This is a genomic window from Sphaerotilus montanus, assembly GCF_013410775.1.
Classification (GTDB): Bacteria; Pseudomonadota; Gammaproteobacteria; order Burkholderiales; family Burkholderiaceae_C; genus Sphaerotilus; species Sphaerotilus montanus.
In genome coordinates this window covers 1,002,506-1,022,791 of sequence record NZ_JACCFH010000001.1, presented here as the reverse complement: position 1 = coordinate 1,022,791, position 20,286 = coordinate 1,002,506, and the positions used below count along the sequence as shown (strand labels likewise).

20 protein-coding genes are annotated in these 20,286 nt (G+C 69.0%); 2 read left to right on the top strand and 18 right to left on the bottom strand.

Annotated elements, in window-relative coordinates:
- Positions 1-105 precede the first annotated feature (105 nt).
- Both BDD16_RS04525 and BDD16_RS04520 read left to right on the top strand, forming a co-directional pair.
- On the top strand, positions 106-906 hold the full coding sequence (locus BDD16_RS04525) for an OmpA family protein (protein WP_179632848.1): 801 nt from the start codon (positions 106-108) through the stop codon (positions 904-906).
- A gap of 59 nt (positions 907-965) precedes the next feature.
- The gene (locus BDD16_RS04520; protein ID WP_179632847.1) at positions 966-3,941 is read left to right on the top strand and encodes a hypothetical protein; all 2,976 of its coding nucleotides are present in this window, start codon (positions 966-968) and stop codon (positions 3,939-3,941) included.
- Between the two features lie 28 nt (positions 3,942-3,969).
- Here the strand turns inward: BDD16_RS04520 and nagZ are convergent, their stop codons facing one another.
- From nagZ to fabD, 18 genes are all read right to left on the bottom strand, one after another.
- A complete protein-coding gene (nagZ, locus tag BDD16_RS04515) occupies positions 3,970-5,070 on the bottom strand; it encodes a beta-N-acetylhexosaminidase (protein WP_179632846.1) in 1,101 nt (366 codons plus the stop codon).
- A 27-nt stretch (positions 5,071-5,097) separates the two neighbouring features.
- Positions 5,098-5,496 (bottom strand): holo-ACP synthase, encoded by a 399-nt coding sequence (gene acpS, locus BDD16_RS04510; protein ID WP_179632845.1) that lies wholly within the window; start codon positions 5,494-5,496, stop codon positions 5,098-5,100.
- An 18-nt stretch (positions 5,497-5,514) separates the two neighbouring features.
- The gene (locus BDD16_RS04505) at positions 5,515-6,306 is read right to left on the bottom strand and encodes a pyridoxine 5'-phosphate synthase (protein ID WP_179632844.1); all 792 of its coding nucleotides are present in this window, start codon (positions 6,304-6,306) and stop codon (positions 5,515-5,517) included.
- The gene (gene recO / locus BDD16_RS04500) at positions 6,303-7,118 is read right to left on the bottom strand and encodes a DNA repair protein RecO (RefSeq protein ID WP_179632843.1); all 816 of its coding nucleotides are present in this window, start codon (positions 7,116-7,118) and stop codon (positions 6,303-6,305) included. Before recO ends, BDD16_RS04505 begins: the two co-directional genes overlap by 4 nt.
- 18 nt (positions 7,119-7,136) lie before the next feature.
- Positions 7,137-8,066 (bottom strand): GTPase Era, encoded by a 930-nt coding sequence (gene era, locus BDD16_RS04495; protein ID WP_179635994.1) that lies wholly within the window; start codon positions 8,064-8,066, stop codon positions 7,137-7,139.
- Positions 8,067-8,272: 206 nt separating this feature from the next.
- The gene (rnc, locus tag BDD16_RS04490) at positions 8,273-8,962 is read right to left on the bottom strand and encodes a ribonuclease III (protein ID WP_179632842.1); all 690 of its coding nucleotides are present in this window, start codon (positions 8,960-8,962) and stop codon (positions 8,273-8,275) included.
- Positions 8,963-8,996: 34 nt separating this feature from the next.
- A complete protein-coding gene (locus BDD16_RS04485) occupies positions 8,997-9,383 on the bottom strand; it encodes a DUF4845 domain-containing protein (RefSeq protein WP_179632841.1) in 387 nt (128 codons plus the stop codon).
- Between the two features lie 57 nt (positions 9,384-9,440).
- Entirely contained in the window at positions 9,441-10,412 is a 972-nt protein-coding gene (gene lepB, locus BDD16_RS04480) for a signal peptidase I (RefSeq protein ID WP_179632840.1), read from the bottom strand.
- A gap of 35 nt (positions 10,413-10,447) precedes the next feature.
- Positions 10,448-12,256, bottom strand: a complete 1,809-nt coding sequence (gene lepA / locus BDD16_RS04475) for a translation elongation factor 4 (RefSeq protein WP_179632839.1) — start codon at positions 12,254-12,256, stop codon at positions 10,448-10,450.
- Between the two features lie 164 nt (positions 12,257-12,420).
- Entirely contained in the window at positions 12,421-13,986 is a 1,566-nt protein-coding gene (locus tag BDD16_RS04470; protein ID WP_179632838.1) for a DegQ family serine endoprotease, read from the bottom strand.
- A gap of 62 nt (positions 13,987-14,048) precedes the next feature.
- Positions 14,049-15,104, bottom strand: a complete 1,056-nt coding sequence (locus BDD16_RS04465; protein WP_179632837.1) for a MucB/RseB C-terminal domain-containing protein — start codon at positions 15,102-15,104, stop codon at positions 14,049-14,051.
- Entirely contained in the window at positions 15,101-15,742 is a 642-nt protein-coding gene (locus BDD16_RS04460; RefSeq protein ID WP_179632836.1) for a sigma-E factor negative regulatory protein, read from the bottom strand. Before BDD16_RS04460 ends, BDD16_RS04465 begins: the two co-directional genes overlap by 4 nt.
- Positions 15,743-15,767: 25 nt before the next feature.
- Entirely contained in the window at positions 15,768-16,376 is a 609-nt protein-coding gene (rpoE, locus tag BDD16_RS04455) for an RNA polymerase sigma factor RpoE (RefSeq protein ID WP_179635993.1), read from the bottom strand.
- A complete protein-coding gene (locus BDD16_RS04450; protein WP_179632835.1) occupies positions 16,369-16,860 on the bottom strand; it encodes a hypothetical protein in 492 nt (163 codons plus the stop codon). Before BDD16_RS04450 ends, rpoE begins: the two co-directional genes overlap by 8 nt.
- Before the next feature lie 33 nt (positions 16,861-16,893).
- Complete coding sequence (gene fabF, locus BDD16_RS04445) at positions 16,894-18,138, bottom strand: beta-ketoacyl-ACP synthase II (protein ID WP_179632834.1); 1,245 nt, start codon at positions 18,136-18,138, stop codon at positions 16,894-16,896.
- 59 nt (positions 18,139-18,197) lie between these two features.
- A complete protein-coding gene (gene acpP, locus BDD16_RS04440; RefSeq protein WP_179632833.1) occupies positions 18,198-18,437 on the bottom strand; it encodes an acyl carrier protein in 240 nt (79 codons plus the stop codon).
- Between the two features lie 124 nt (positions 18,438-18,561).
- A complete protein-coding gene (gene fabG / locus BDD16_RS04435; protein WP_179632832.1) occupies positions 18,562-19,311 on the bottom strand; it encodes a 3-oxoacyl-ACP reductase FabG in 750 nt (249 codons plus the stop codon).
- Entirely contained in the window at positions 19,308-20,246 is a 939-nt protein-coding gene (gene fabD / locus BDD16_RS04430) for an ACP S-malonyltransferase (RefSeq protein WP_179632831.1), read from the bottom strand. The genes fabG and fabD overlap by 4 nt, the downstream gene beginning before the upstream one ends.
- Positions 20,247-20,286: the final 40 nt, after the last annotated feature.

The window sequence follows — 20,286 nt, the reverse complement described above, 5'->3', positions numbered from 1 at the left end:
AAGTCACAGGTACCGATACATTACTCGGCATTACGAACACAGGTGCCTGTGCAGTGACCCGGTCCGGGTGGGCCGTGATCGCTCGAACGGCGAGGAGGAGAAGCGATGTCGAGGCGATGGTTGAGCTGCCCGGTCTGCACCATGCTGGGCCTGGCCGGTCTGGCCCTGCTGGCCTGGATGCTGATCGGGCGTGGAGATGCCAAGGCGGACGCCGTGCGCCAGCGCACGGAAGCGGACGCAGCCCAGGTGCTCGGTGCTGCGGGGTTCCCGTGGGCGAGTCTGAAGATCGACAACGAGGTCGGCCGCATCGTCGGTGACGCGCCATCGCCCGCCCAGCGCGCGGCGGCCTACGCGGCGGCCAGCGTCACGCTGCTGCCGATGATGGGGGTGCCCGGCGTGTTCGCCCGGCTGGAAGACGGCCAGTCCTCGCCCGCGCTGACGCTGCCGCAGGTGTCCGCGCCGGCGCCGGCCGCTGCACCGGTGGTGGCCGCGGCCTCTCGTCCGCCGGTGGCGGCTTCCGGTCCGCTGACCGCCGCGGACTGCCAGGTGGCGATGGCCAAGGTGCTGGAAGCCCGGCAGATCCGCTTCAAGCTGGCGTCGGCCGAGCTGGACCCGTCCAGCGTGCCCCTGCTGGAGTCGCTGCACCAGTTGTCCATGCGCTGCCCGCAGGCCCGCATGCGCGTCGATGGCCACACCGATGCCCAGGGCGATGCCGCCGCGAACCTGCGCCTGTCGCAGCGCCGCGCGCAGGCCGTCGTCGATGCGCTGGTCAAGCGCGGTGTGCCGACCAGCCGGCTGCAGGCTCAGGGCTTTGGCGAGGACCGCCTGCTGGACCAGGGCACGACACCCGAGGCCCACGAGCGCAACCGCCGCATCGAGTTCCACCTGGCGTCCAAGGCGCCCTGAGTTCCGGCGGCACGCCGACGACCCACACCCGAACCTGCAAACACTGCGGAGAGATCACCATGTACCTGTTGAGCCAGTTGTGGCTGTACCTCCTGCTGGCCTGCCTGGCCGGCCTCGGACTCGGCCTTCTGCTGAACCGCATCTGCCAGCAACGCCGCCATGCCGCGGAGCTGGCTGCGCTGCAGACCCAGTACCGCGACGACCGTGCCCGTGCCGACGCTGCCCTCGCGGCGCAGCGCACCGCGCATGCGCAGGCGCTCGAAACCGCTGGCGCGGAGCAGGCGGCGCTGCAGGCCCGTCTGGATGCGCTGGACATCGAGCACGGCCAGACCAGCGCCCGCGCGCTGGCGCTGAGCAGCAGCGTCGATGAACACCACGCTGCGCGCCAGGGGCTGGGTGCCGAGGTCGAGTCGCTGCAAGGGCGCCTGGACGCGCTGCAGACGGCCTATGAATCGCGCATCATGCTGCTCAACACGGAGACCAGCCGCGCTGCGCACCTGTCCGACCAGCTCGCCGAGCTGCAGACCCGCCATGCGGCGCTGGAAGCGGCGCACGCCAAGGCGCTGGCCAACCAGGCCGACGTGGCCGGGGAGGCCTATGAAGCCCTGCTGACGGCCCGGTCCGAGCGCGATACGGCTCGCCAGGCGCTCGCTCGCACCGAGACCGAGCTGACCCATGAGCGCGCAGCCGCCCTGCTGGCTGCGGGTGCCGCGGCCACCGCGGCGCTGGCCGCTCGCCAGTCCCACCAGGACGAACTCGCGGCGCTGAAGGGCGAACTGACGGCGCTACAAGACACCCACAGCGCGACCGTGCGCGCCCAGGAAGCGCAAGCCGAGGCTGCACGCCAAGCGGCAGAACAGGCCGCGGCGGCACAGCAGCAGGCCGACGCCGCGGCCAAGGCCGCCGCGCAAGCAGCTGCCGACGAGGCCGAGCGCGCCGCCGCCGCGGCCCGCCAGCAAGCCGACGCCATCGCCGCACTGGAAGCCGAACTGGCCGCACTGCGCGACCAGCGTCAGGCGCTGCAGGGCGACCTGGGCCACCACCAGTCGCTGCTGTCGACCGAAACCGGCCGCGGCGTGGAACTGCTCGCCGCGCTGACGGCGCTGCAAGGCACCCACAGCGCGACCGTGAGCGCTCAAGAAGCACAAGCCGAGGCCGCACGTCAGGCCGCCGAGCAAGCCGCCGCGGCCCAGCAGCAGGCCGACGAAGCGCTGGCCCGCCTGCGCGCTGAACTGGAGGCGGCGCGTCAAGCCGCCGCTGCCACCGAGAGTGATCTGCAGGCCCGACTGGCTGCCGAGCACGCCGCAGCGCAGCAGGCCGACGCCGCGGCCAAGGCCGCCGCGCAAGCAGCTGCCGACGAGGCCGAGCGCGCCGCCGCCGCGGCCCGCCAGCAAGCCGACGCCATCGCCGCACTGGAAGCCGAACTGGCCGCACTGCGCGACCAGCGTCAGGCGCTGCAGGGCGACCTGGGCCACCACCAGTCGCTGCTGTCGACCGAAACCGGCCGCGGCGTGGAACTGCTCGCCGCGCTGACGGCGCTGCAAGGCACCCACAGCGCGACCGTGAGCGCTCAAGAAGCACAAGCCGAGGCCGCACGTCAGGCCGCCGCGGCCCAGCAGCAGGCCGACGAGGCGCTGGCCCGCCTGCGCGCTGAACTGGAGGCGGCGCGTCAAGCCGCCGCTGCCACCGAGAGTGATCTGCAGGCCCGACTGGCTGCCGAGCACGCCGCAGCGCAGCAGGCGAACGCCGCGGCCAAGGCCGCCGCGCAAGCAGCTGCCGACGAGGCCGAGCGCGCCGCCGCCGCGGCCCGCCAGCAAGCGGACGCCATCGCCTCGCTGGAAGCCGAACTGGCCGCACTGCGCGACCAGCGCCAGGCGCTGCAAGGCGACCTGAGCCACCACCAGTCGCTGCTGTCGACCCAAACCGGCCGTGGTGCGGAACTGCTCGGCGAACTGGACGCCGCGCGCCAGGCTGCTGCCGCCACCGAACGCGATCTGCAGGCACGACTCGCGGCTGAACACGCGGCCGTGCAGCAGGCGGAGGCGGCGGCCCAGGCCGCTGCGCAAGCTGCCGCCGACGACGCCGAACAGGCCGCCGCGGCCGCCCGACAGCAGGCTGACACGATCGCCGCGCTGGAAGCCCAGCTGGCGTCGGTCCGGCAGGAAGTGGTGTCCTCGGAAGCCGATGTGGCAGCGCGCGCCACCCGCGTGACCGAGCTGGAGTCCGAGCTGACCCAGGAGCGGGAACTCGCGGTGCTGGCGGCGGCGGCCGCTGCGGCGGCGGCGCTGCACAGCCGCCAGTCGCACCAGGATGCGCTGGCCGCGCTGGAACGGCAGCAGGCCGCGCTGGTCGATCAGGCGGCGCAGCGCGACCGCCAGCTCGCCGAGATGCAGGCCACGCTGGCCGATCAGGACGCCGCATGGCAGGCCGCCGAACGCCAGGCGCAGGAGCTGCGGGACGCCCAGGCCGCCGGCCAGTCGGCCACCCAGCTGCGCGAGCAAGCCCTGCAGCAGGAGCTGGCGCAGTCGCAGTCCCGTGCCCAGGAGCTGGAGGCTGAACTGCAGGCCCTGCGCCTGACGCTGGCCGAGAACGACGAGCAGCTCGCCACGCTGAGCGCCCGCCTGCAGGCCGAGCGTGAGCAGCAGCAGGCGGCCCAGGCCCGCATGGCCGAACTGGCGGCGCCGCCGGCACCGGAGGTGCCCATGGTCGTGCGACCGGCCGTGTCGGCCGCGGCGACGATCACCAGCGCCGAACTGGAGCGGCTGGTGCTGGAGGCCGGTGCCGGGCAGCAGCCCGCGCCGGTCGAGATCGACCACCAGCGCCCCGATGACCTGAAGATCATCGACGGCATCGGCCCGGTCAACGAGCGCTGGCTGCACGCGCAGGGTGTGCGCTACTTCTGGCAGATCGCGAGCTGGTCGCCGGCCGAGCTGGCGTGGGTGGCGCACCACCTGCCCAACTTCGGCTCCCGCGTCTACCGCGAGAACTGGATCGCGCAGGCGGCGAAACTGGCCGCCCAGCAGTCGATGGCCTGACGGCCGCGTGGGGGGCGGCCCGGCCGGGTCAGCTCCCCAGCCGCTCCAGCGCCCGCAGGTAGGGCGCGTGGTGCATCAGGTCATCCCACGGGATCGGCGGCGTCTGGGGCAGCAGCGCCAGGCGCCGTTCCTCGCTGTCGGGGCTGGTCTGCCACTCGCCGCGCTCCAGTGCCGCGGTCAAGCCGTCGAGCAGGTCGTCCACCGCCTTGCCGCCGTCCAGCGACTGGTTGCACAGCAGCACCATGTCGCAGCCCGCCGCCAGCGCCAGCACCGCCGCTTCGGCGTAGCTCAGCACCGCGCCGTTCTGCACCCCCGGCACGCGCCGCGCCCCTTCCATGCTCAGGTCGTCGCTGAACACCACCCCCGTGAAGCCAAGCCGCTCGCGCAGGATGTCGTTCAGCCAGCGCGTCGAGTAGCCGGCCGGGCGCTTGTCCACCTTCGGGTAGATGACGTGCGCCGGCATCACGCTGGTCAGGCTGGTCGAGAGCCATTCGTAGGGCCGCGCGTCGTCCGCGAGGATGGCGGTGAGCGTGCGTTCGTCCTTGGGCACCGCGACGTGGCTGTCGGCTTCCGCCCAGCCGTGGCCGGGGAAATGCTTGCCGCAGTTGGCCATGCCGGCTTGCAGCAGGCCGTGCATCAGGCTGCGGGCGAGTGTGCCGACCACCCGCGGATCGCGGTGGAAGGCGCGGCTGCCGATCACGCCGCTGCGGCCGTGGTCGAGGTCGAGCACCGGCGTGAAGCTCAGATCGACCCCGCACGCACGCAGCTCGGCCGCGAGGATGTAGCCCGCCGCGGTCGCCATGTCGCAGGCGGTCATCGCGCCGTGGCCCGGCCCGTGGCGGCCGTCGTTCAGCCAGCGCTCGCCCAGCGTGCGCATCGCTGGCAGGTGCGTGAAACCGTCGGTGCGGAAGCGCTGCACCCGGCCGCCTTCGTGGTCCACGCTGACCACCACGTCCGGGCGGACCGCCTTGATCTCGGCGACGAGCTGCGTGAGCTGCGCGCGGTCCTGCCAGTTGCGGCTGAACAGGATCAGGCCGCCGACCAGCGGGTGCTGCAGGCGGCGGCGGTCGTCGTCGTTGAGCGTGAGACCGGCGACATCGAGGACGACAGGAGCGTGGGCGTGGTGCATCGGCGGGGCAGGGTCCGTGGGGAGAGGTCAGGGGGTGCGGGTTTCGACCACGACGAAGCTGGTCGCGTAGTCGGTCTCGTCGGTCAGGCTCACATGGGCGCTCAGGTCACGCGCGGCGAACCAGTCGGCCAGCGCGCCGTGCAGGCGGATGAAGGGCTTGCCGCTTGGCTCGTTGAGCGTCTCGCAGTCGCGCCACTGCATCGGCGTGTGCAGCCCGAGGCCGATCGCCTTGGAAAACGATTCCTTGGCTGAAAAGCGCGTAGCCAGATACGCAACGCCGCGTGCCTCGACCTTGGCGCGCCGGTAGTGGAACACCTTCAGCTCGGTCGGCCCGAGCACCTTCTCGGCGAAGCGGTCGCCGCGCCGCGCGAGCACCGCGGCGATGCGCCGGATGTCGCAGATGTCCGTGCCGATGCCGTAGACCATCGCGGCGTCCGTCCCGGCTCAGCGCTGGGGGGCGAAGGCGCGCTGGATGCAGCGCTGGTAGTCGCGGATCGTCTCGGTGTAGCCGAGTTCGAGCGCATCGGCGACCAGCGCGTGGCCGATCGACACCTCCTGCACGCCCGGCACGGCGCGCAGGAAGTCGGTCAGGTTGTCGCGGTTCAGGTCATGGCCGGCGTTGATCCCGAGCCCCACCGACAGCGCGGCTTCCGCGGCGCGCACGTAGCGGTCGAGCACCTCGGCCTGCCGAGGTGTGCCCCAGGCGCTGGCGTAGGCCTCGGTGTACAGCTCGACCCGGTCGGCACCGATGTCGCGGGCGGCGCGCATCATCTCGGGGATCGGGTCCATGAACAGGCTCACGCGCACGCCGAGCGCCCGCGTTTCCTCGATCAACGGGCGCAGCCGCTCGGCGTCGTCGGGGAAGGTCCAGCCGTGGTCGGAGGTGAACTGGCCGACCGTGTCCGGCACGAACGTGGCCTGGTGCGGGCGCACGGCGCGGATCACGTCCATCAGGTTGTGGAACGGGTTGCCCTCAATGTTGTACTCGACGTGCGGCCAGGCCTTGAGCAGCTCGGCCAGATCGGTCACGTCGCCTGCGCGGATGTGGCGCTCGTCGGGGCGCGGGTGGACGGTGATGCCTTGGGCGCCGGCTTCCAGCACGAAGATGGCCGCACGGGTCACGCTCGGGATGCCGAGGTGGCGCGTGTTGCGCAGCAGCGCGACCTTGTTGAGGTTGACCGACAGCGCGGTGCGGCCACCGTGGGCGGACGATTCGGGGGCGACGAGGGGGTTCATGGGGACTCAGTCAGTTTCTGTACCTCGACCATCAGCGCGCGGGTGCGCAGCATCGAGGTGCCGAGATGGTAGTGCAGCAGGTGGCGCAGCTGCGTGCGTAGCTCGGGCAGCGCACCCTGGCAGGTCTGCTGCAGCGCGCCGAGGTCGAAGGCGTTCATGGCCGATTGCAGCGCCAGCAGCGTTGCGCCGCCCAGGCCGGCTGCGCCATCGGGCAGCGGGTGGACGCCCGTGTCGGGGTGCAGCCCGTGACGCGCGTCCGTGCGCACCGGCACCTGCGTCAGCGTGACCCGATCCAGCTCCGGCAGCACGCCCGATTCGCGCAGCAGCCACAGCTCGAAGGCGCGCAGCGCGGCGGCGGTCTGCGCCTCGTCGTGCGGGGCGAGGCGGGGCAGGGTGGCGGCGTAGACCTCGAACAGGCGCGGGTGGGCGTCATGCCGCGCCAGTCCGCGCAGCAGCAGCTCGTTCAGGTGGAAGCCCGCCAGCAGTGCGGCGCCGGACGGCATCGCGCCGCCGCCCGCCCATTCGGCGCTGCGCAGCAGGTGGAGATCAGGGGGCGCTTCGTGGCCACCGTGGTCGGGGCCGGGTTCGGTGTCGCGCCGGGCGGTCTTGCCGCCGAGCACGATGGTCAGCCGCTGGAAGGGCAGCAGCACGCAGCGCATCTGCGAATGTGGCCGTTTCGCGCCCTTGGCGACCGCGGCGATGCGGCCGTGCTCGCGGGTCCAGAGATCGAGGATCAGGCTGGACTCGCTCCAGTCGTGGTGGTGCAGCACGTAGGCCGCGATCGCAGCAGGCGCGGCACGGCGCGTGGCCATCAGCGCAGCGCCTCGGGCTTACTCGTAGCCGTAGCTCTTCAGGCGCTTCTCGTCGTCGGCCCAGCCCGAGCGGACCTTGACCCAGACTTCGAGGAAGACCTTCCGGCCGGTCAAGCGCTCCATCTCGGTGCGGGCTTCGGTGCTGATGCGCTTGAGGCGCTCGCCACCTTCGCCGATGACCATGCCCTTGTGCGCATCGCGCTCGACGATGATGGTCGCGGCGATGCGGTTCAGGCGCCCGCCTTCGACTTCCTCGTACTTGTCGATCTGCACCGTGGAGGTGTACGGCAGCTCGTCGCCGGTCAGCCGGAACAGCTTCTCGCGGATCAGCTCGGCCGCCAGGAACTTGTCGCTGCGGTCGGTCAGCGCGTCCTCGTCGTAGTACCAGGGCTGCTCGGGCAGGTAGGGGCGGATGATGTCCAGCAGGCGCTGGGTGTCGTCCTTCTTCGTCGCGGTCAGCGGCACGAACTCGGTGAAGGCGTGCCTGGCCTGCATCTGCTGCAGCCAGGGCAGCAGGTCCGAGCGGCGCGTGATCAGGTCGAGCTTGTTGGCGATCAGGAAGGTCGGCTTGCCCGGCGGGATCAGCGACAGCACCTTGGCATCGGCCGGGTTGAAGCGGCCGGCGTCCACCACGAACAGCACGACGTCCACGTCGCCCAGCACCGACTGCACCGTCTTGTTCAGGTTGCGGTTCAGCGCCGCGGTGCCGCGGGTGGTGTGGGTGGTCTGGAAGCCGGGCGTGTCGACGAAGACGTACTGCGTGTCGGCCTGGGTCGAGATGCCGGTGATGCGGTGGCGGGTGGTCTGCGCCTTGCGCGAGGTGATGCTGACCTTCTGGCCGATCAGCGTGTTCAGCAGCGTCGACTTGCCCACGTTCGGCCGGCCGACGATGGCGATCAGGCCGCAGCGGCGGTCGCCGTCGTTGGAGCCGACGGCGGCCTTGAGCATCGTGTCCAGGTCGGGTGCGTCGTAGGCGAGGGCGTCGATGTCTTCGCCGAGGTCGTCTTCGTCCTCGTCCTCGGCGTCCACGATGGGCTGTCCGTCGTCGTCGAGTTCGATCAGCGCGTCGTTCAGACCGTCTTCATCGGCGAATTCGTCCACCGGATCGAGCAGGTCGTCCGGCAGGGTGGCCGCATGCGGCTTGGAGGTGGTGGTCATTGTTCTGGAGCAGCGCTCAGTTGTTCGAGGACCAGGCGCGCGGCTTCCTGTTCGGCAGCGCGGCGTGAGCGGCCTTCGCCGCGGGCCTGCACACCGGAGCCGGCGATGGTGCACAGGACGACGAAGGTCTGGTCGTGTGCGCGGCCACGGGTGGCTTCGATGCGGTAGTCGGGGACGCTCTGGCGGCGTGCCTGCAGCCATTCCTGGAGCTGGGTCTTGGCGTCCTTGCCCCAGGCCTGGGTGGCGGTCTCGGAGATCAGCGGCTCGAACAGCCGGCGCACCAGCGCCTCGGCCGACTCGAAGCCGGAGTCGCGGTAGACGGCGCCGATGATCGCTTCGAGCGCGTCGGCCAGGATCGACGGACGCTGGGCGCCGCCGCCGCGGGCTTCGCCTTCGGACAGGCGCAGCACCGCCGGCAGGTCGAGCGAGAGCGCGATGCGGTGCAGCATGTCCTGGCGCACCAGGTGGGCGCGGATGCGGGTCAGGTCGCCTTCGGGGGACTCGTCGTACTGGTCGAACAGCAGGTCGGAGACGGCCATGTTCAGCACGGAGTCACCGAGGAATTCGAGCCGCTCGTTGTGGTCCGTGCCGAAGCTGCGGTGGGTCAGCGCGCAGGTGAGCAGCTCGCGCTGGCGGAAGGTGTAGCCCAGTCGCTGCGACAGGGATTCAAGAGGAGACGGATTCAAGGGAGGACCTTCGGGATCACGGGGCACAGGCGGTTCACTGGGACCGGCCGCGGTACTTGATCAGCAGCGACACGGGTCCGAACAGTTCGATTTCCTTGTCGTAGGCAAAGCTCACGACCACACGGTCATTGTCCTTCGTGATGTCGAGATCCTTGCCGGTGATCGACTGTATCGAATACTCGATGTCCTTGATCCGGTCGAAGGCAGCCCGGATCTCGGTCACGGTGCTGCCGCCTTCGGCGGCGACCTTGGTCACGGCGCGCTTGATGGTGGCAAATTCATTGACGGTCGGCAACACCCGCATCGCGACCAGGGCCGACATCGAGATCAGCACGGCCCAGAAGACGAGGCCGATCAGCGTGACGCCACGCTGGCCCGTCGGGCGGTTCGATACAGCGGGCGGTCGGAGACGAAAGGTCATCGAAGAACTCCTCGACGGCGGTCGCTGCAAGCCGACCGGCCGTGCGTCATGCCGGGATCAATGGAAGGGGCCGATGCGCTTGAGACTGCCGAAGTTCATCCACACGAAGAAGGCCCGGCCCACGATGTTCTCGTCCGGCACGAAGCCCCAGAAGCGCGAATCCTCGGAGTTGTCGCGGTTGTCGCCCATCATGAAGTAGTGTCCTGCAGGAACCTTGCAGGTGACGCCTTCGGCGGTGTAACGACAGTTTTCAGATCCGGGGAACGGCCGGGCACGCATGCCGTAGCTCGACGGCTGTTGCGGGTCCACCAGCAGACGGTGGGTCACGCCGCCGCCAACGTCCTCGCGGAACTGGCGCGAGTAGGTGCGGCGGTCTTCGTCGTAGTAGTCGTCGAGCTGCTGCAGCGGGGCGAGCTGGCCGTTCAGGTAGAGCTTCTGGTTGATGTAGGCCACCTCGTCCCCCGGTACGCCGACCACGCGCTTGATGAAGTCGATGCCCGGATCGACCGGGTAACGGAACACCATCACGTCGCCCCGCTTCGGATCGTTCAGCGGCACGACCTTCTTGTTGAGCACCGGAATGCGGATGCCGTAGTGGAACTTGTTCACCAGGATCAGGTCGCCGATCTCCAGCGTCGGGATCATCGAACCGGACGGGATCTTGAACGGCTCGAACAGGAACGAGCGCAGCAGGAACACCATCAGGATCACCGGGAACAGGCCGGCGGTCCAGTCCAGCCACCACGGCTGCGCCAGCAGGCGTTCGCGCGCGGACTCGACATCCATGTCCACCTTGTCGATGCCCAGGCGTGCCAGTTCGGCACGGCGCTCGCCGTCCTGGTGGGTCAGCGTCGCGGCGGCGGCCAGACGGCGTGGCAGGAACACGAAACGCTCGGCCAGCCAGTAGGCTGCGGTGACCACGGTCAGGGTGAACAGCAGCAGCGAGAAATTGCCGCTCCACTTGCCGAGGTACCAGCCAGTGCCAAAGAAGGCGAGGCAAGCGTAGAGGATGCCGGTGAGGAGGCCCATCGTTCGTCCGGTTGGGTGGGTTGCGAGCGCAGGGCTCAGTCTTCGACGCGCAGGATGGCGAGGAAGGCTTCCTGCGGCACTTCGACCGAGCCGATCTGCTTCATGCGCTTCTTGCCGGCCTTCTGCTTTTCGAGCAGCTTGCGCTTGCGGCTGATGTCGCCGCCGTAGCATTTTGCCAGCACGTTCTTGCGCAAGGCCTTGATGTTCTCGCGCGCGATGATGTTGGCGCCGATGGCGGCCTGGATCACCACGTCGTACATCTGGCGGGGAATCTGCTCGCGCATCTTCGAGGCCACGGCACGGCCGCGGTACAGGCTCTGCGCGCGGTGGACGATGATCGACAGCGCGTCGACCCGGTCGCCGTTGATCAGCAGATCGACCTTGACCACGTCCGAGGCACGGTATTCCTTGAACTCGTAGTCCATCGACGCGTAGCCGCGCGAGACGGATTTCAGCTTGTCGAAGAAGTCGAGCACGATCTCGGCCAGCGGCATCTCGTAGGTCAGCATGACCTGGCGGCCGTGGTAGGCCATGTTGAGCTGCACGCCGCGCTTCTGGTTGGCCAGCGTCATCACGGCGCCAACATAGTCCTGCGGCATGTACAGGTGCACGGTGACGATCGGCTCGCGGATCTCCTTGATGCGGCCCAGGTCCGGCATCTTGGACGGGTTCTCGACCTGGATGACCTCGCCGCCGTTCAGCTCGACCTCGTACACCACGCTCGGCGCGGTGGTGATCAGGTCCTGGTCGAATTCGCGCTCCAGGCGCTCCTGCACGATTTCCATGTGCAGCAGACCCAGGAAGCCGCAGCGGAAGCCGAAGCCCAGCGCCTGCGAGACTTCCGGTTCATAGCGCAGCGAGGAGTCGTTGAGCTTGAGCTTTTCCAGCGCGTCGCGGAGCTGGTCGTACTCGCTCGCCTCGGTGGGGTAGAGGCCGGCGAAGACCTGCGGCTGGATTTCCTTGAAGCCGGGCAGGGCTTCGGTGGCCGGGCCGGCGTTGTTCGGGAGCTTCTTTTCCAGCGTGATGGTATCGCCGACCTTGGCCGCCTGCAGCTCCTTGATGCCGCAGATGATGAAGCCGACCTCGCCGGCCTTCAGCAGTTCGCGGTTCTCGGACTTCGGGGTGAACACACCCAGGTGCTCGATCGGGTAGAGCGCGTTGCTCGCCATCATGCGGATGCGCTCGTTCTTGCGCAGCATGCCGTCCACCACGCGCACCAGCATCACGACGCCGACGTAGTTGTCGAACCACGAGTCGATGATCATCGCGCGTGGCGGGCCGTCCGGGTTGCCCTTGGGCGGGGGCATGCGGGTGATGACGGCTTCGAGGATCTCGTCGATGCCCATGCCGGTCTTGGCCGAGCAGGGGATGGCGTCGGTGGCATCGATGCCGATGACGTCCTCGATCTCCGACTTGGCGTTGTCCGGGTCGGCACTCGCCAGGTCCATCTTGTTCAGGACCGGCACCACCAGCACGCCCAGGTCGAGCGCGGTGTAGCAGTTCGCCACCGTCTGCGCTTCCACGCCCTGGCTGGCGTCCACCACCAGCAGCGCGCCTTCGCAGGCCGACAGCGAGCGGCTGACTTCGTAGGAGAAGTCCACGTGTCCGGGGGTGTCGATCAGGTTGAGGTTGTAGACCTGTCCGTTCTGCGCCTTGTAGTGCAGTGCCGCGGTCTGGGCCTTGATCGTGATGCCGCGCTCGCGCTCGATGTCCATCGAGTCGAGCACCTGCGCTTCCATCTCGCGGTCGCTCAGGCCTCCGCAGCGCTGAATGATCCGGTCGGCCAGCGTGCTCTTGCCGTGGTCGATGTGGGCGATGATGGAGAAGTTTCTGATGTGGTCCATGGGCCTGGGGGCATGCGCGCGGCGACAAAAAAAAGGCACGTCCTAGCGTTGACGCGCCTTCCAACACGCGTGTACGTCGGGCAACCGGGTCGCAGTGTTGGCGGGCGATTGTAGCGCGCAGCCGCACAGGGGGCCGTTTCCGTCCCTGCGCGGCTGCGCGGGGGTCAGCGGCCGGGGCGGATCACCACGTACTGCGCCCACTCGCCGCGGCGCAGCAGCAGGCTGACCGGGCGCGACTTGTCGAGCCTGGCCACCAGCGCCTCGAACTGGCGGGCATCGGTCACCTCGCTGTTGGCCACAGCGAGGACCAGATCGCCCTCCTGCACCCCGGCGCGGGCGGCCGGGCCGTCCACCGCGGAGATCAGCACGCCGCCCTTGAGCTTGAGTTCCTTGCGCTGCTCGGCGGTGAGGTCGACGACCGTCAGGCCGAGCGAGGCCACCTGCGTGCTGGCGGGCGGGGCCTTGGGGTCGGCCTTGCCGCGCTGGGCGACCGGGCGGGCTTCGGGTTCCAGCTCGGCCACGGTGATGCCGAGGTCGCGCGTGGATCCGCGGCGCAGCACCTGCAGCGTGCTCTTCGTTCCCGGCTTCGTGTTGCCGACCAGGCGGGGCAGATCGCTCCACTTCTCCACCGGCTTGCCGTCGAAGCGGGTCACGATGTCGCCGGCTTCCAGGCCCGCCTTCTCCGCCGGGCCGCCGGGCTCGACCGAGCGCACCAGTGCACCCGCCGCCTTGGGCAGGCCGAGCGACTCGGCCACGTCCTTGGTGACCTCGCCGATCTGCACGCCGATGCGTCCGCGCACGACCCGGCCGCTGCTCCTGAGCTGCTCGGCGACGCGGGTGGCCTCGTCGATGGGAATCGCGAACGAGATGCCCATGTAGCCGCCCGAGCGGCTGTAGATCTGCGAGTTGATGCCCACCACCTCGCCGCGCAGGTTGATCAGCGGACCGCCGGAGTTGCCGGGGTTGATCGCCACGTCGGTCTGGATGAAGGGCAGCAGATCGCCCGTGTCGCGTGCCTTGGCGCTGACGATGCCGGCGGTCACCGTGTTGTCGAGGTCGAAGGGCGAGCCGATGGCGATCACCCATTCCCCGACGCGCAGCTCGCCCACATCACCGAAGCGCACGGTGGGCAGGCCGCTGGCCTCGATCTTGAGCACGGCCACGTCGGTGCGCTTGTCGGCGCCGACCACCTTGGCCTTGAATTCGCGCTTGTCGGTCAGGCGCACGATGACCTCGTCCGCGCCCTCGACGACATGGGCGTTGGTCATCACGAGACCGTCCGCTGCGACGATGAACCCCGAGCCGACGCCACGGGGGGCACCACCACTGCCGTCGCCTTCCCCGTCATCCGGCTGGGGCTGGCCGCGCCGAGGGTCCTGCTGGCGCGGAATCGGGATGCCGAAGAAGCGGCGGAAGAATTCCTGCATCTCCGCATCGGGCATGCCGCCACCTTGCGGTCCCTGGGCCGTGCTGGTGGCCACCCTGGTCGATGTGCGGATGTTGACGACGGCCGGGCCGACCTGCTCGACGAGGTCGGCAAAGTCCGGCAATCCACGCACCAGCGGTGCGCTGGTGGCCGCCTGCGCAGCCGTGGAGGTCACGGCCAAGGAGGACTGCGCCGTGGCATCGTGGTGACTGACCAGGGCGGCGGTCAGACCGACGGAGGTGATCAATGCAGCGCCGGCGACCAGCCAGCGCCGCGAGGCGTGTCGGACATTGAACTCGGGCATCGAATGTTCCTGTGCAATCAGAGAAAGGACAGTATGAAACGGGAGCTTGTCGGGGTGTGGCGTCAGGGCTTGCGCCGCTCCAGCCCGCCGACGAACTGCTGCAGCGCCGCGACCGGCACGGCACCGACCGCCGTGATCCACCACTCCCCCTGCCGGTGGCTCAGCGCACTGGTGCTGCCGATCGTCGCCGGTGTTCCCCGTTTGTGCAGGGCTGCCACGAACGGTTCGATGAAGACCGAGACGTGCGTCAGTCCATCGCTGTAGACCGCTTGGAGGACCATGGCGTTGTCCGCGGCGGGCCCGGTGTCCGAAACGCCAGAGGCCGCCGTCCGTGCGATCCAGGGCGCCATCGGCCGCCGGACCACCTGCAGGGTCTCGAAGCCCGCCACCGGCGGGCGCATGGTCCAGCCCTCGCTGTCGAGGCTGGTAGGCAGATAGACCGGCCTGTTCACCCGGTAGCCGTCCAGGCGGTTCATTTCCTGGAGCAGGGTCTGCGCGGACAGCCGGACATTGATCTGCAACTCGGAGAACGAGGCCGATTCCAGCACGTCACCGCGCTCGTTGAGCAGGTCGGAGCGCAGCAGCAGCCCGGTGCGCCGCTCCAGCCACAGCCGTCTTGGATACCGCAAGGCGTCGCGGGGCTTGAAGAGCACGACCTGCGCATCGTGACCGGCGACCCGTTCGTCACCGCCCACCTGCAGTTCGTACTGGTGGATCTGTGTCCCGTCACCGGGCTGCAGCGGGGCAGGGAAGCGACCCACCAGTTCGCGCTGCTCGACCAGTGCGGTGCGACTGCCGGGCCAGAGCACGTGCACGGTGTCGTTGTGGCGATAGACCTGCCGCATCTGGCCGTCGAGGGCCTCGATGCGCTCGATCTGGTCGCGGCCGTCGCAGAAGTGGGTGATGCGCGAACTGGTCATGTGGCCGCCGTGGCTGACCACGTACGTGCCCACGAAACTGCGCCGCTGAGCGGCCTCCTGGATGCGCTTCACGACCGCGACGATGTCCTGCGGTGCCTGGGCGGCCCAGACCGCCGAGGCCGGTCCGACCAGGGCGCCCGCCAGCGCGACCGTGGCCTTCCAGCGGATGCGGTGCCGCGCGACCGAGGGTGCACTCATCGCGACGGCGTCGGCTCGTAGGTGGCGCTGCGCAGGAAGCCTGGGGCCGGGCCGAGGGCGGGTGTGCCGGGGAACTGCTGGTGCGCGTCGAGGTAGCGCACGAGTTCGGTGTCCGTCATGGGCGCTTTCGGATCGAGGGGAACCTGGATCGGCTCGACGCGTGTCACCGACGCCATCGTCAGGTCGGACAGTCCGTTGCCCGGGCGGGTCACCAGCACGGCTCCGGCGACCAGGGCCACGCCCGCCGCCATGCCGACCGGCGCCACCCAGCGGCGCAGGTGGAAGCGCGATCGGCGGCTGCCGCCCGCCTGTGCGATCCGCTCGGCGACAACCGTGTCGCCTGCCACACCGGCTGTTGCCTGCACGGGCGTCGGGGCCAGCACGATCGGTTCCTGGGCCAGGCGTTCACGCACGCCACGCAGGAAGTCGGCATCGCCGACACTGCGCTGCGACAGGTCTTCCGAGCGCAGCACGTCACCGATCAGGTGGTAGGTGTGCCACTGGGCACGGGTATCCGCGTCCTGGCGCCACTGGCGACAGGCGCGCGCGACGCTCTCTGCGGCAGCATCGCCATCCATTAGCGACGACAGTTGTTCCCGGGCACGGGTCCGGTCCTCGGGCAGATCTGGTTCGATCATCAGGCACTCCAGGCAAGGCTGCGCATCACCAGCGCTGACCCTGTTTCGTATCCAGCAAGGGACGCAGCTTCACGGCAATCGCTTCGCGGGCGCGGAAGATCCGCGAGCGAACCGTGCCGATCGGACACGCCATGGCCAAGGCAATTTCTTCATACGAGAGACCTTCGACTTCGCGCAGGAGAATGGCTTGACGCAGATCTTCCGGCAAGGCCTCGATGGCGTTGTTGACCGTGCTCGCGATCTCGCGGCTGGCCATCAGCGCCTCGGGTGTCTCGTCATGGCTTAGTTCGTGTCGGGGACGGTTAGTTTCATCGTCTTCGTCCGAAGACGATGCCAAGGCACTTTCCGTCAGCACCGGATCACGCTTCATGTCCGACAGCGCCTTCTTGGCGGTGTTGACGGCGATGCGGTAGAGCCAGGTGTAGAAGGCGCTTTCACCCCGGAACTGCGGAATGGCCCGGTAGGCGCGGATGAAGGTTTCCTGCGCGAGGTCCGGCACCAGGTCAACGTCGCGCACGAAGCGCCCGATCAGGCGTTCGATGCGGCGCTGGTACTTGACCACCAGCATCTCGAAGGCCTGCATGTCGCCGCGCTTGATGCGTTCGACCAGCAGCTGGTCGGCGTCGTCACTCATCGGAAGCCGCTGCCGGTTCGGGGCGTGCACCGGGGCTGAACACGGCGCAGCGCAGGGTGTGCCAATGGGCGGGATGGTCGCGGTGCGACACGCACAGCCAGACCGAGGCAATACCGCGACCGGTGTGGCGCAGCAGCATCCAGCGCATCCCGTCGGCGACACAATCGAGCCGGCCCGACCGGAGTGGGCTGGCCTGGCCGTTCGAATCCAGCGTTTGCAGACACCATTGGGCCTTTTCCGGATGCCACGACAGGTTGCAGCCGACCGCAGCCGTCGGCGTGTCCCTGCAGAGCAGCCAGAGCGCGGGCAGGCTGCACAAGGCGGCCAGCAGCAGCATCACCGGAGTGGGCGTGCCGGTCCGGACGGCGTGCCAGCCCAGCCAGACCAATGCCACGAGCAGGGCGGAGACACCGAGTATCCGGACGCTGCCCAGCCACAGGCGGTCGGGCGGCAGGGTGAGTGCAAGGGCGGGCGCCTGGTGCATCGCCGACGCCCGTCGCCGTGGGGGTGGGTGTACTCAGACGCGCCGGAACACCAGGGTGCCGTTGGTGCCGCCAAAACCGAAGTTGTTCTTGACGGCCACGTCGATGCGCATCTCGCGCGCCGTGTTGGCGCAGTAGTCGAGATCGCACGCCGGATCCTGGTTGAAGAGGTTGATCGTCGGCGGCGAGATCTGGTGGTAGAGCGCCAGCGTCGTGAACACCGACTCGATGCCCCCGGCGCCACCCAGCAGGTGACCGGTCATCGACTTGGTGGAGTTCACCACGAGGCTCTTCGCGTGATCGCCGAACGCCAGCTTGATCGCGTTGGTCTCGTTGGCATCGCCCAGCGGGGTCGAGGTGCCGTGGGCGTTGACGTACTGCACTGCGTCGGCGTTGATGCCGGCGTTGCGCAGGGCCAGCTGCATCGAGCGCTTCGGACCGTCCACGTTCGGGGCGGTCATGTGGTACGCGTCGCCGGTCATGCCGAAACCGGAGATTTCAGCGTAGATCCTGGCGCCACGCTTCTTCGCGTGTTCGTATTCCTCGACGACCATCACGCCAGCGCCTTCGCCGAGCACGAAGCCGTCGCGGTCCTTGTCCCAGGGGCGCGAGGCGGTCTTGGGATCGTCGTTGCGGGTGGACAGGGCCTTGGCCGAGGCAAAGCCGCCCATGCCCAACGGGGAAACCGTCGCTTCCGCGCCACCGGCGACCATCACGTCCGCATCGCCGCATTCGATCATGCGGGCGGCCATGCCGATGCTGTGCAGGCCCGTGGTGCAGGCCGTGACGATGGCCAGATTCGGTCCCTTGAAACCGCTCAGGATCGAGACGTGGCCAGAAATCATGTTGATGATCGAGGCCGGCACGAAGAAGGGCGAGATGCGGCGCGCACCGCGGGCGCGGTACTCGTCGTTCGTCGCTTCGATCAGCGGCAGGCCACCGATGCCCGAGCCCACCATCACGCCGATGCGTTCGGCGAGTTCGTCGCTCAGCGCATCGCCCGTGGGCAGCCCGGAATCCTTGATCGCCTGCAGCGACGCGGCAATGCCGTAATGGATGAAGGTATCCATGTGGCGGGCTTCCTTGGCGGGGATGTAATCCTCGATGCGGAAACCCTTGACCTCGCCCGCGAAGCGCACCGACATGTTCGATGCATCGAAACGGGTGACGTGGTCGATACCGGATTGTCCGGCCACGAGGTTGGCCCAGGACTCGTCCACGGTGTTGCCCACCGGGGTGACGAGGCCCAGACCGGTCACGACGATACGGCGACGGGTCATGCGTTTGCGTGCTGCGAAAGTGGCGAAAAGGAGGTCCGGCTGATCAGGAGATCAGCGGATCAGGGCTTGGCGTGGGCCGTGGCGTACTCGATCGCCGCCTTGACGGTGGTGATCTTTTCGGCCTCTTCATCGGGGATCTCGATGCCGAATTCGTCTTCCAGCGCCATCACGAGTTCGACCGTGTCCAGCGAGTCGGCACCCAGATCGGCCACGAAGGACTTTTCCGACGTGACTTCTTCTTCGGCCACACCGAGTTGTTCGGCGATGATCTTCTTGACGCGTGCTTCGATGTCGCTCATTTCTCTCCTCCGAGAGGGTTGGTACAAAACAGCCTGCGATTCTAAGGGTTCCGTGCGACAAGTCACTCGGAAGCTGCCTGAGGGGTCCGCGCAGGGCAGAAGTCGGACCCGCCAGGCGGGGTCATCAGTTCATGAACATGCCGCCATTGACGTGCAGTTCGGTCCCCGTGATGTAGCCGGCCGCCGGCGATGCCAGGAAGGCCACCGCTTCGGCGATGTCCTCGGGCGAGCCCAGGCGGCCGAGCGGGATCTGTGCGGTGAGCGCGGCCTTCTGGGCCTCGGGCAGCCCCTCGGTCATGTCGGTGGCGATGAAGCCCGGGGCGACGCAGTTGACCGTGATGTTGCGGCTGCCGAGTTCGCGGGCCAGCGAACGTGTCATCCCCGCCACACCGGCCTTGGAGGCGCAGTAGTTGGCCTGGCCCGGATTGCCGGAGGCGCCGACCACCGAGGTGATGTTGACGATGCGGCCGAAGCGCTGCTTCATCATTGGCTTGATCGCGGCGCGGCAGGCGCGGAAGACGGACTTGAGGTTGGTGTCGATCACCGCGTCCCAGTCGTCGTCCTTCAGGCGCATGGCCAGCGTGTCGCGGGTGATGCCGGCGTTGTTGACCAGCACGTGCAGGCCGCCATGCTGCTTGACGATGCCGTCGATGGCGGCGTCCAGCGCCGCGGCGTCGGTCACGTTCAGCGTCAGGCCCAGGCCGCCGAACGGGGCCAGCGCCTCGCCGATGGCGGCCGAGCCGCTGTCGCTGGTGGCGGTGCCGATGACCTTGAAGCCGCGCTGCGCGAGCGTCAGCGCGATGGCGCGTCCGATGCCGCGGCTGGCGCCGGTGACGAGGGCGATCTGTTGGGAGGCTTGGGCAGGAGCGTTCATGCGAGCAGCGCCTTGGCAGCGGCCAGCGTGGCCGGGTCGTAGAAGGGGGCAGTGACGAGGTCGGCGTCGATGCGCTTGACCATGCCGGACAGGACTTTGCCCGGGCCGCATTCGAGCACATGGGTCATGCCGCGGGCCTTGAGTTCGGTCACGAGTTCGACCCAGCGCACGGCGCCGAAGGCCTGGCGGTAGAGCGCGTCGCGGATCGCGTCCGGCTCGGTCTGCACCGCCACGTCGACGTTGTTCAGCACGGGGATCTGCGGCGTCTTCAGGTCGATCGACACCAGCCGCTCGCGCAGGCGCTCGGCCGCGGGCTTCATCAGGCTGGAGTGGAACGGCGCCGATACCGGCAGCGACAGCGCGCGCTTGGCGCCCATCGCCTTGAGGACCACGCAGCCGTGCTCGACACCGGCCTTGCTGCCGGCGATGACGGTCTGCTTCGGATCGTTGAAGTTGACGGCCTCGACCACCTCACCAGACTCTGCCGCCGCCTTGGCACAGCCTTCGCGCACGGCAGCCGGGTCAAGCCCGAGGATCGCGGCCATGCCACCAGTGCCGACCGGCACGGCGTCCTGCATCGCCTGGGCGCGCAGGCGCACCAGCGGCAATGCATCGGCCAGCGTCAGGCTGCCCGCGGCGACCAGCGCGGTGTATTCGCCCAGCGAGTGGCCGGCGACGATGGCTGGCGTAGCGCCACCTTCGGCCAGCCAGGCGCGGTAGCTGGCGATGCCGGCGGTCAGCATCACGGGCTGGGTGTTGGTGGTCAGGTCCAGCGCGTCCTTGGGGCCTTCGGCGATCAGGCGGGCGATGTCTTCGCCGAGGGCGGCACTGGCTTCTTCGAGGGTGGCGCGCACGGCGGGGTGGTCACCCCAGTCCGAAAGCATGCCCACCGACTGAGACCCCTGGCCGGGAAACACGAAGGCGAACGCGGTCATGGTGCGAGATCCGTGAAGAGAGGAATGAACGAGATGGGGT

What these genes read in the sequence shown, in the direction of transcription:
- era (WP_179635994.1), bottom strand. Translation starts at nt 8,066, where the DNA reads ATGCTCAAGGCCGCCGTCGGCTCCAACGACGGCGACCGCCGCTGCGGC.
- BDD16_RS04450 (WP_179632835.1), bottom strand. Translation starts at nt 16,860, where the DNA reads ATGCACCAGGCGCCCGCCCTTGCACTCACCCTGCCGCCCGACCGCCTG.
- lepB (WP_179632840.1), bottom strand. Translation starts at nt 10,412, where the DNA reads ATGGGCCTCCTCACCGGCATCCTCTACGCTTGCCTCGCCTTCTTTGGC.
- BDD16_RS04520 (WP_179632847.1), top strand. Translation starts at nt 966, where the DNA reads ATGTACCTGTTGAGCCAGTTGTGGCTGTACCTCCTGCTGGCCTGCCTG.
- BDD16_RS04465 (WP_179632837.1), bottom strand. Translation starts at nt 15,104, where the DNA reads ATGAGTGCACCCTCGGTCGCGCGGCACCGCATCCGCTGGAAGGCCACG.
- BDD16_RS04505 (WP_179632844.1), bottom strand. Translation starts at nt 6,306, where the DNA reads ATGAACCCCCTCGTCGCCCCCGAATCGTCCGCCCACGGTGGCCGCACC.
- acpS (WP_179632845.1), bottom strand. Translation starts at nt 5,496, where the DNA reads ATGGTCTACGGCATCGGCACGGACATCTGCGACATCCGGCGCATCGCC.
- fabF (WP_179632834.1), bottom strand. Translation starts at nt 18,138, where the DNA reads ATGACCCGTCGCCGTATCGTCGTGACCGGTCTGGGCCTCGTCACCCCG.
- recO (WP_179632843.1), bottom strand. Translation starts at nt 7,118, where the DNA reads ATGGCCACGCGCCGTGCCGCGCCTGCTGCGATCGCGGCCTACGTGCTG.
- rpoE (WP_179635993.1), bottom strand. Translation starts at nt 16,376, where the DNA reads ATGAGTGACGACGCCGACCAGCTGCTGGTCGAACGCATCAAGCGCGGC.
- acpP (WP_179632833.1), bottom strand. Translation starts at nt 18,437, where the DNA reads ATGAGCGACATCGAAGCACGCGTCAAGAAGATCATCGCCGAACAACTC.
- BDD16_RS04470 (WP_179632838.1), bottom strand. Translation starts at nt 13,986, where the DNA reads ATGCCCGAGTTCAATGTCCGACACGCCTCGCGGCGCTGGCTGGTCGCC.
- nagZ (WP_179632846.1), bottom strand. Translation starts at nt 5,070, where the DNA reads ATGCACCACGCCCACGCTCCTGTCGTCCTCGATGTCGCCGGTCTCACG.
- fabG (WP_179632832.1), bottom strand. Translation starts at nt 19,311, where the DNA reads ATGAACGCTCCTGCCCAAGCCTCCCAACAGATCGCCCTCGTCACCGGC.
- BDD16_RS04485 (WP_179632841.1), bottom strand. Translation starts at nt 9,383, where the DNA reads ATGACCTTTCGTCTCCGACCGCCCGCTGTATCGAACCGCCCGACGGGC.
- BDD16_RS04460 (WP_179632836.1), bottom strand. Translation starts at nt 15,742, where the DNA reads ATGATCGAACCAGATCTGCCCGAGGACCGGACCCGTGCCCGGGAACAA.
- fabD (WP_179632831.1), bottom strand. Translation starts at nt 20,246, where the DNA reads ATGACCGCGTTCGCCTTCGTGTTTCCCGGCCAGGGGTCTCAGTCGGTG.
- lepA (WP_179632839.1), bottom strand. Translation starts at nt 12,256, where the DNA reads ATGGACCACATCAGAAACTTCTCCATCATCGCCCACATCGACCACGGC.
- BDD16_RS04525 (WP_179632848.1), top strand. Translation starts at nt 106, where the DNA reads ATGTCGAGGCGATGGTTGAGCTGCCCGGTCTGCACCATGCTGGGCCTG.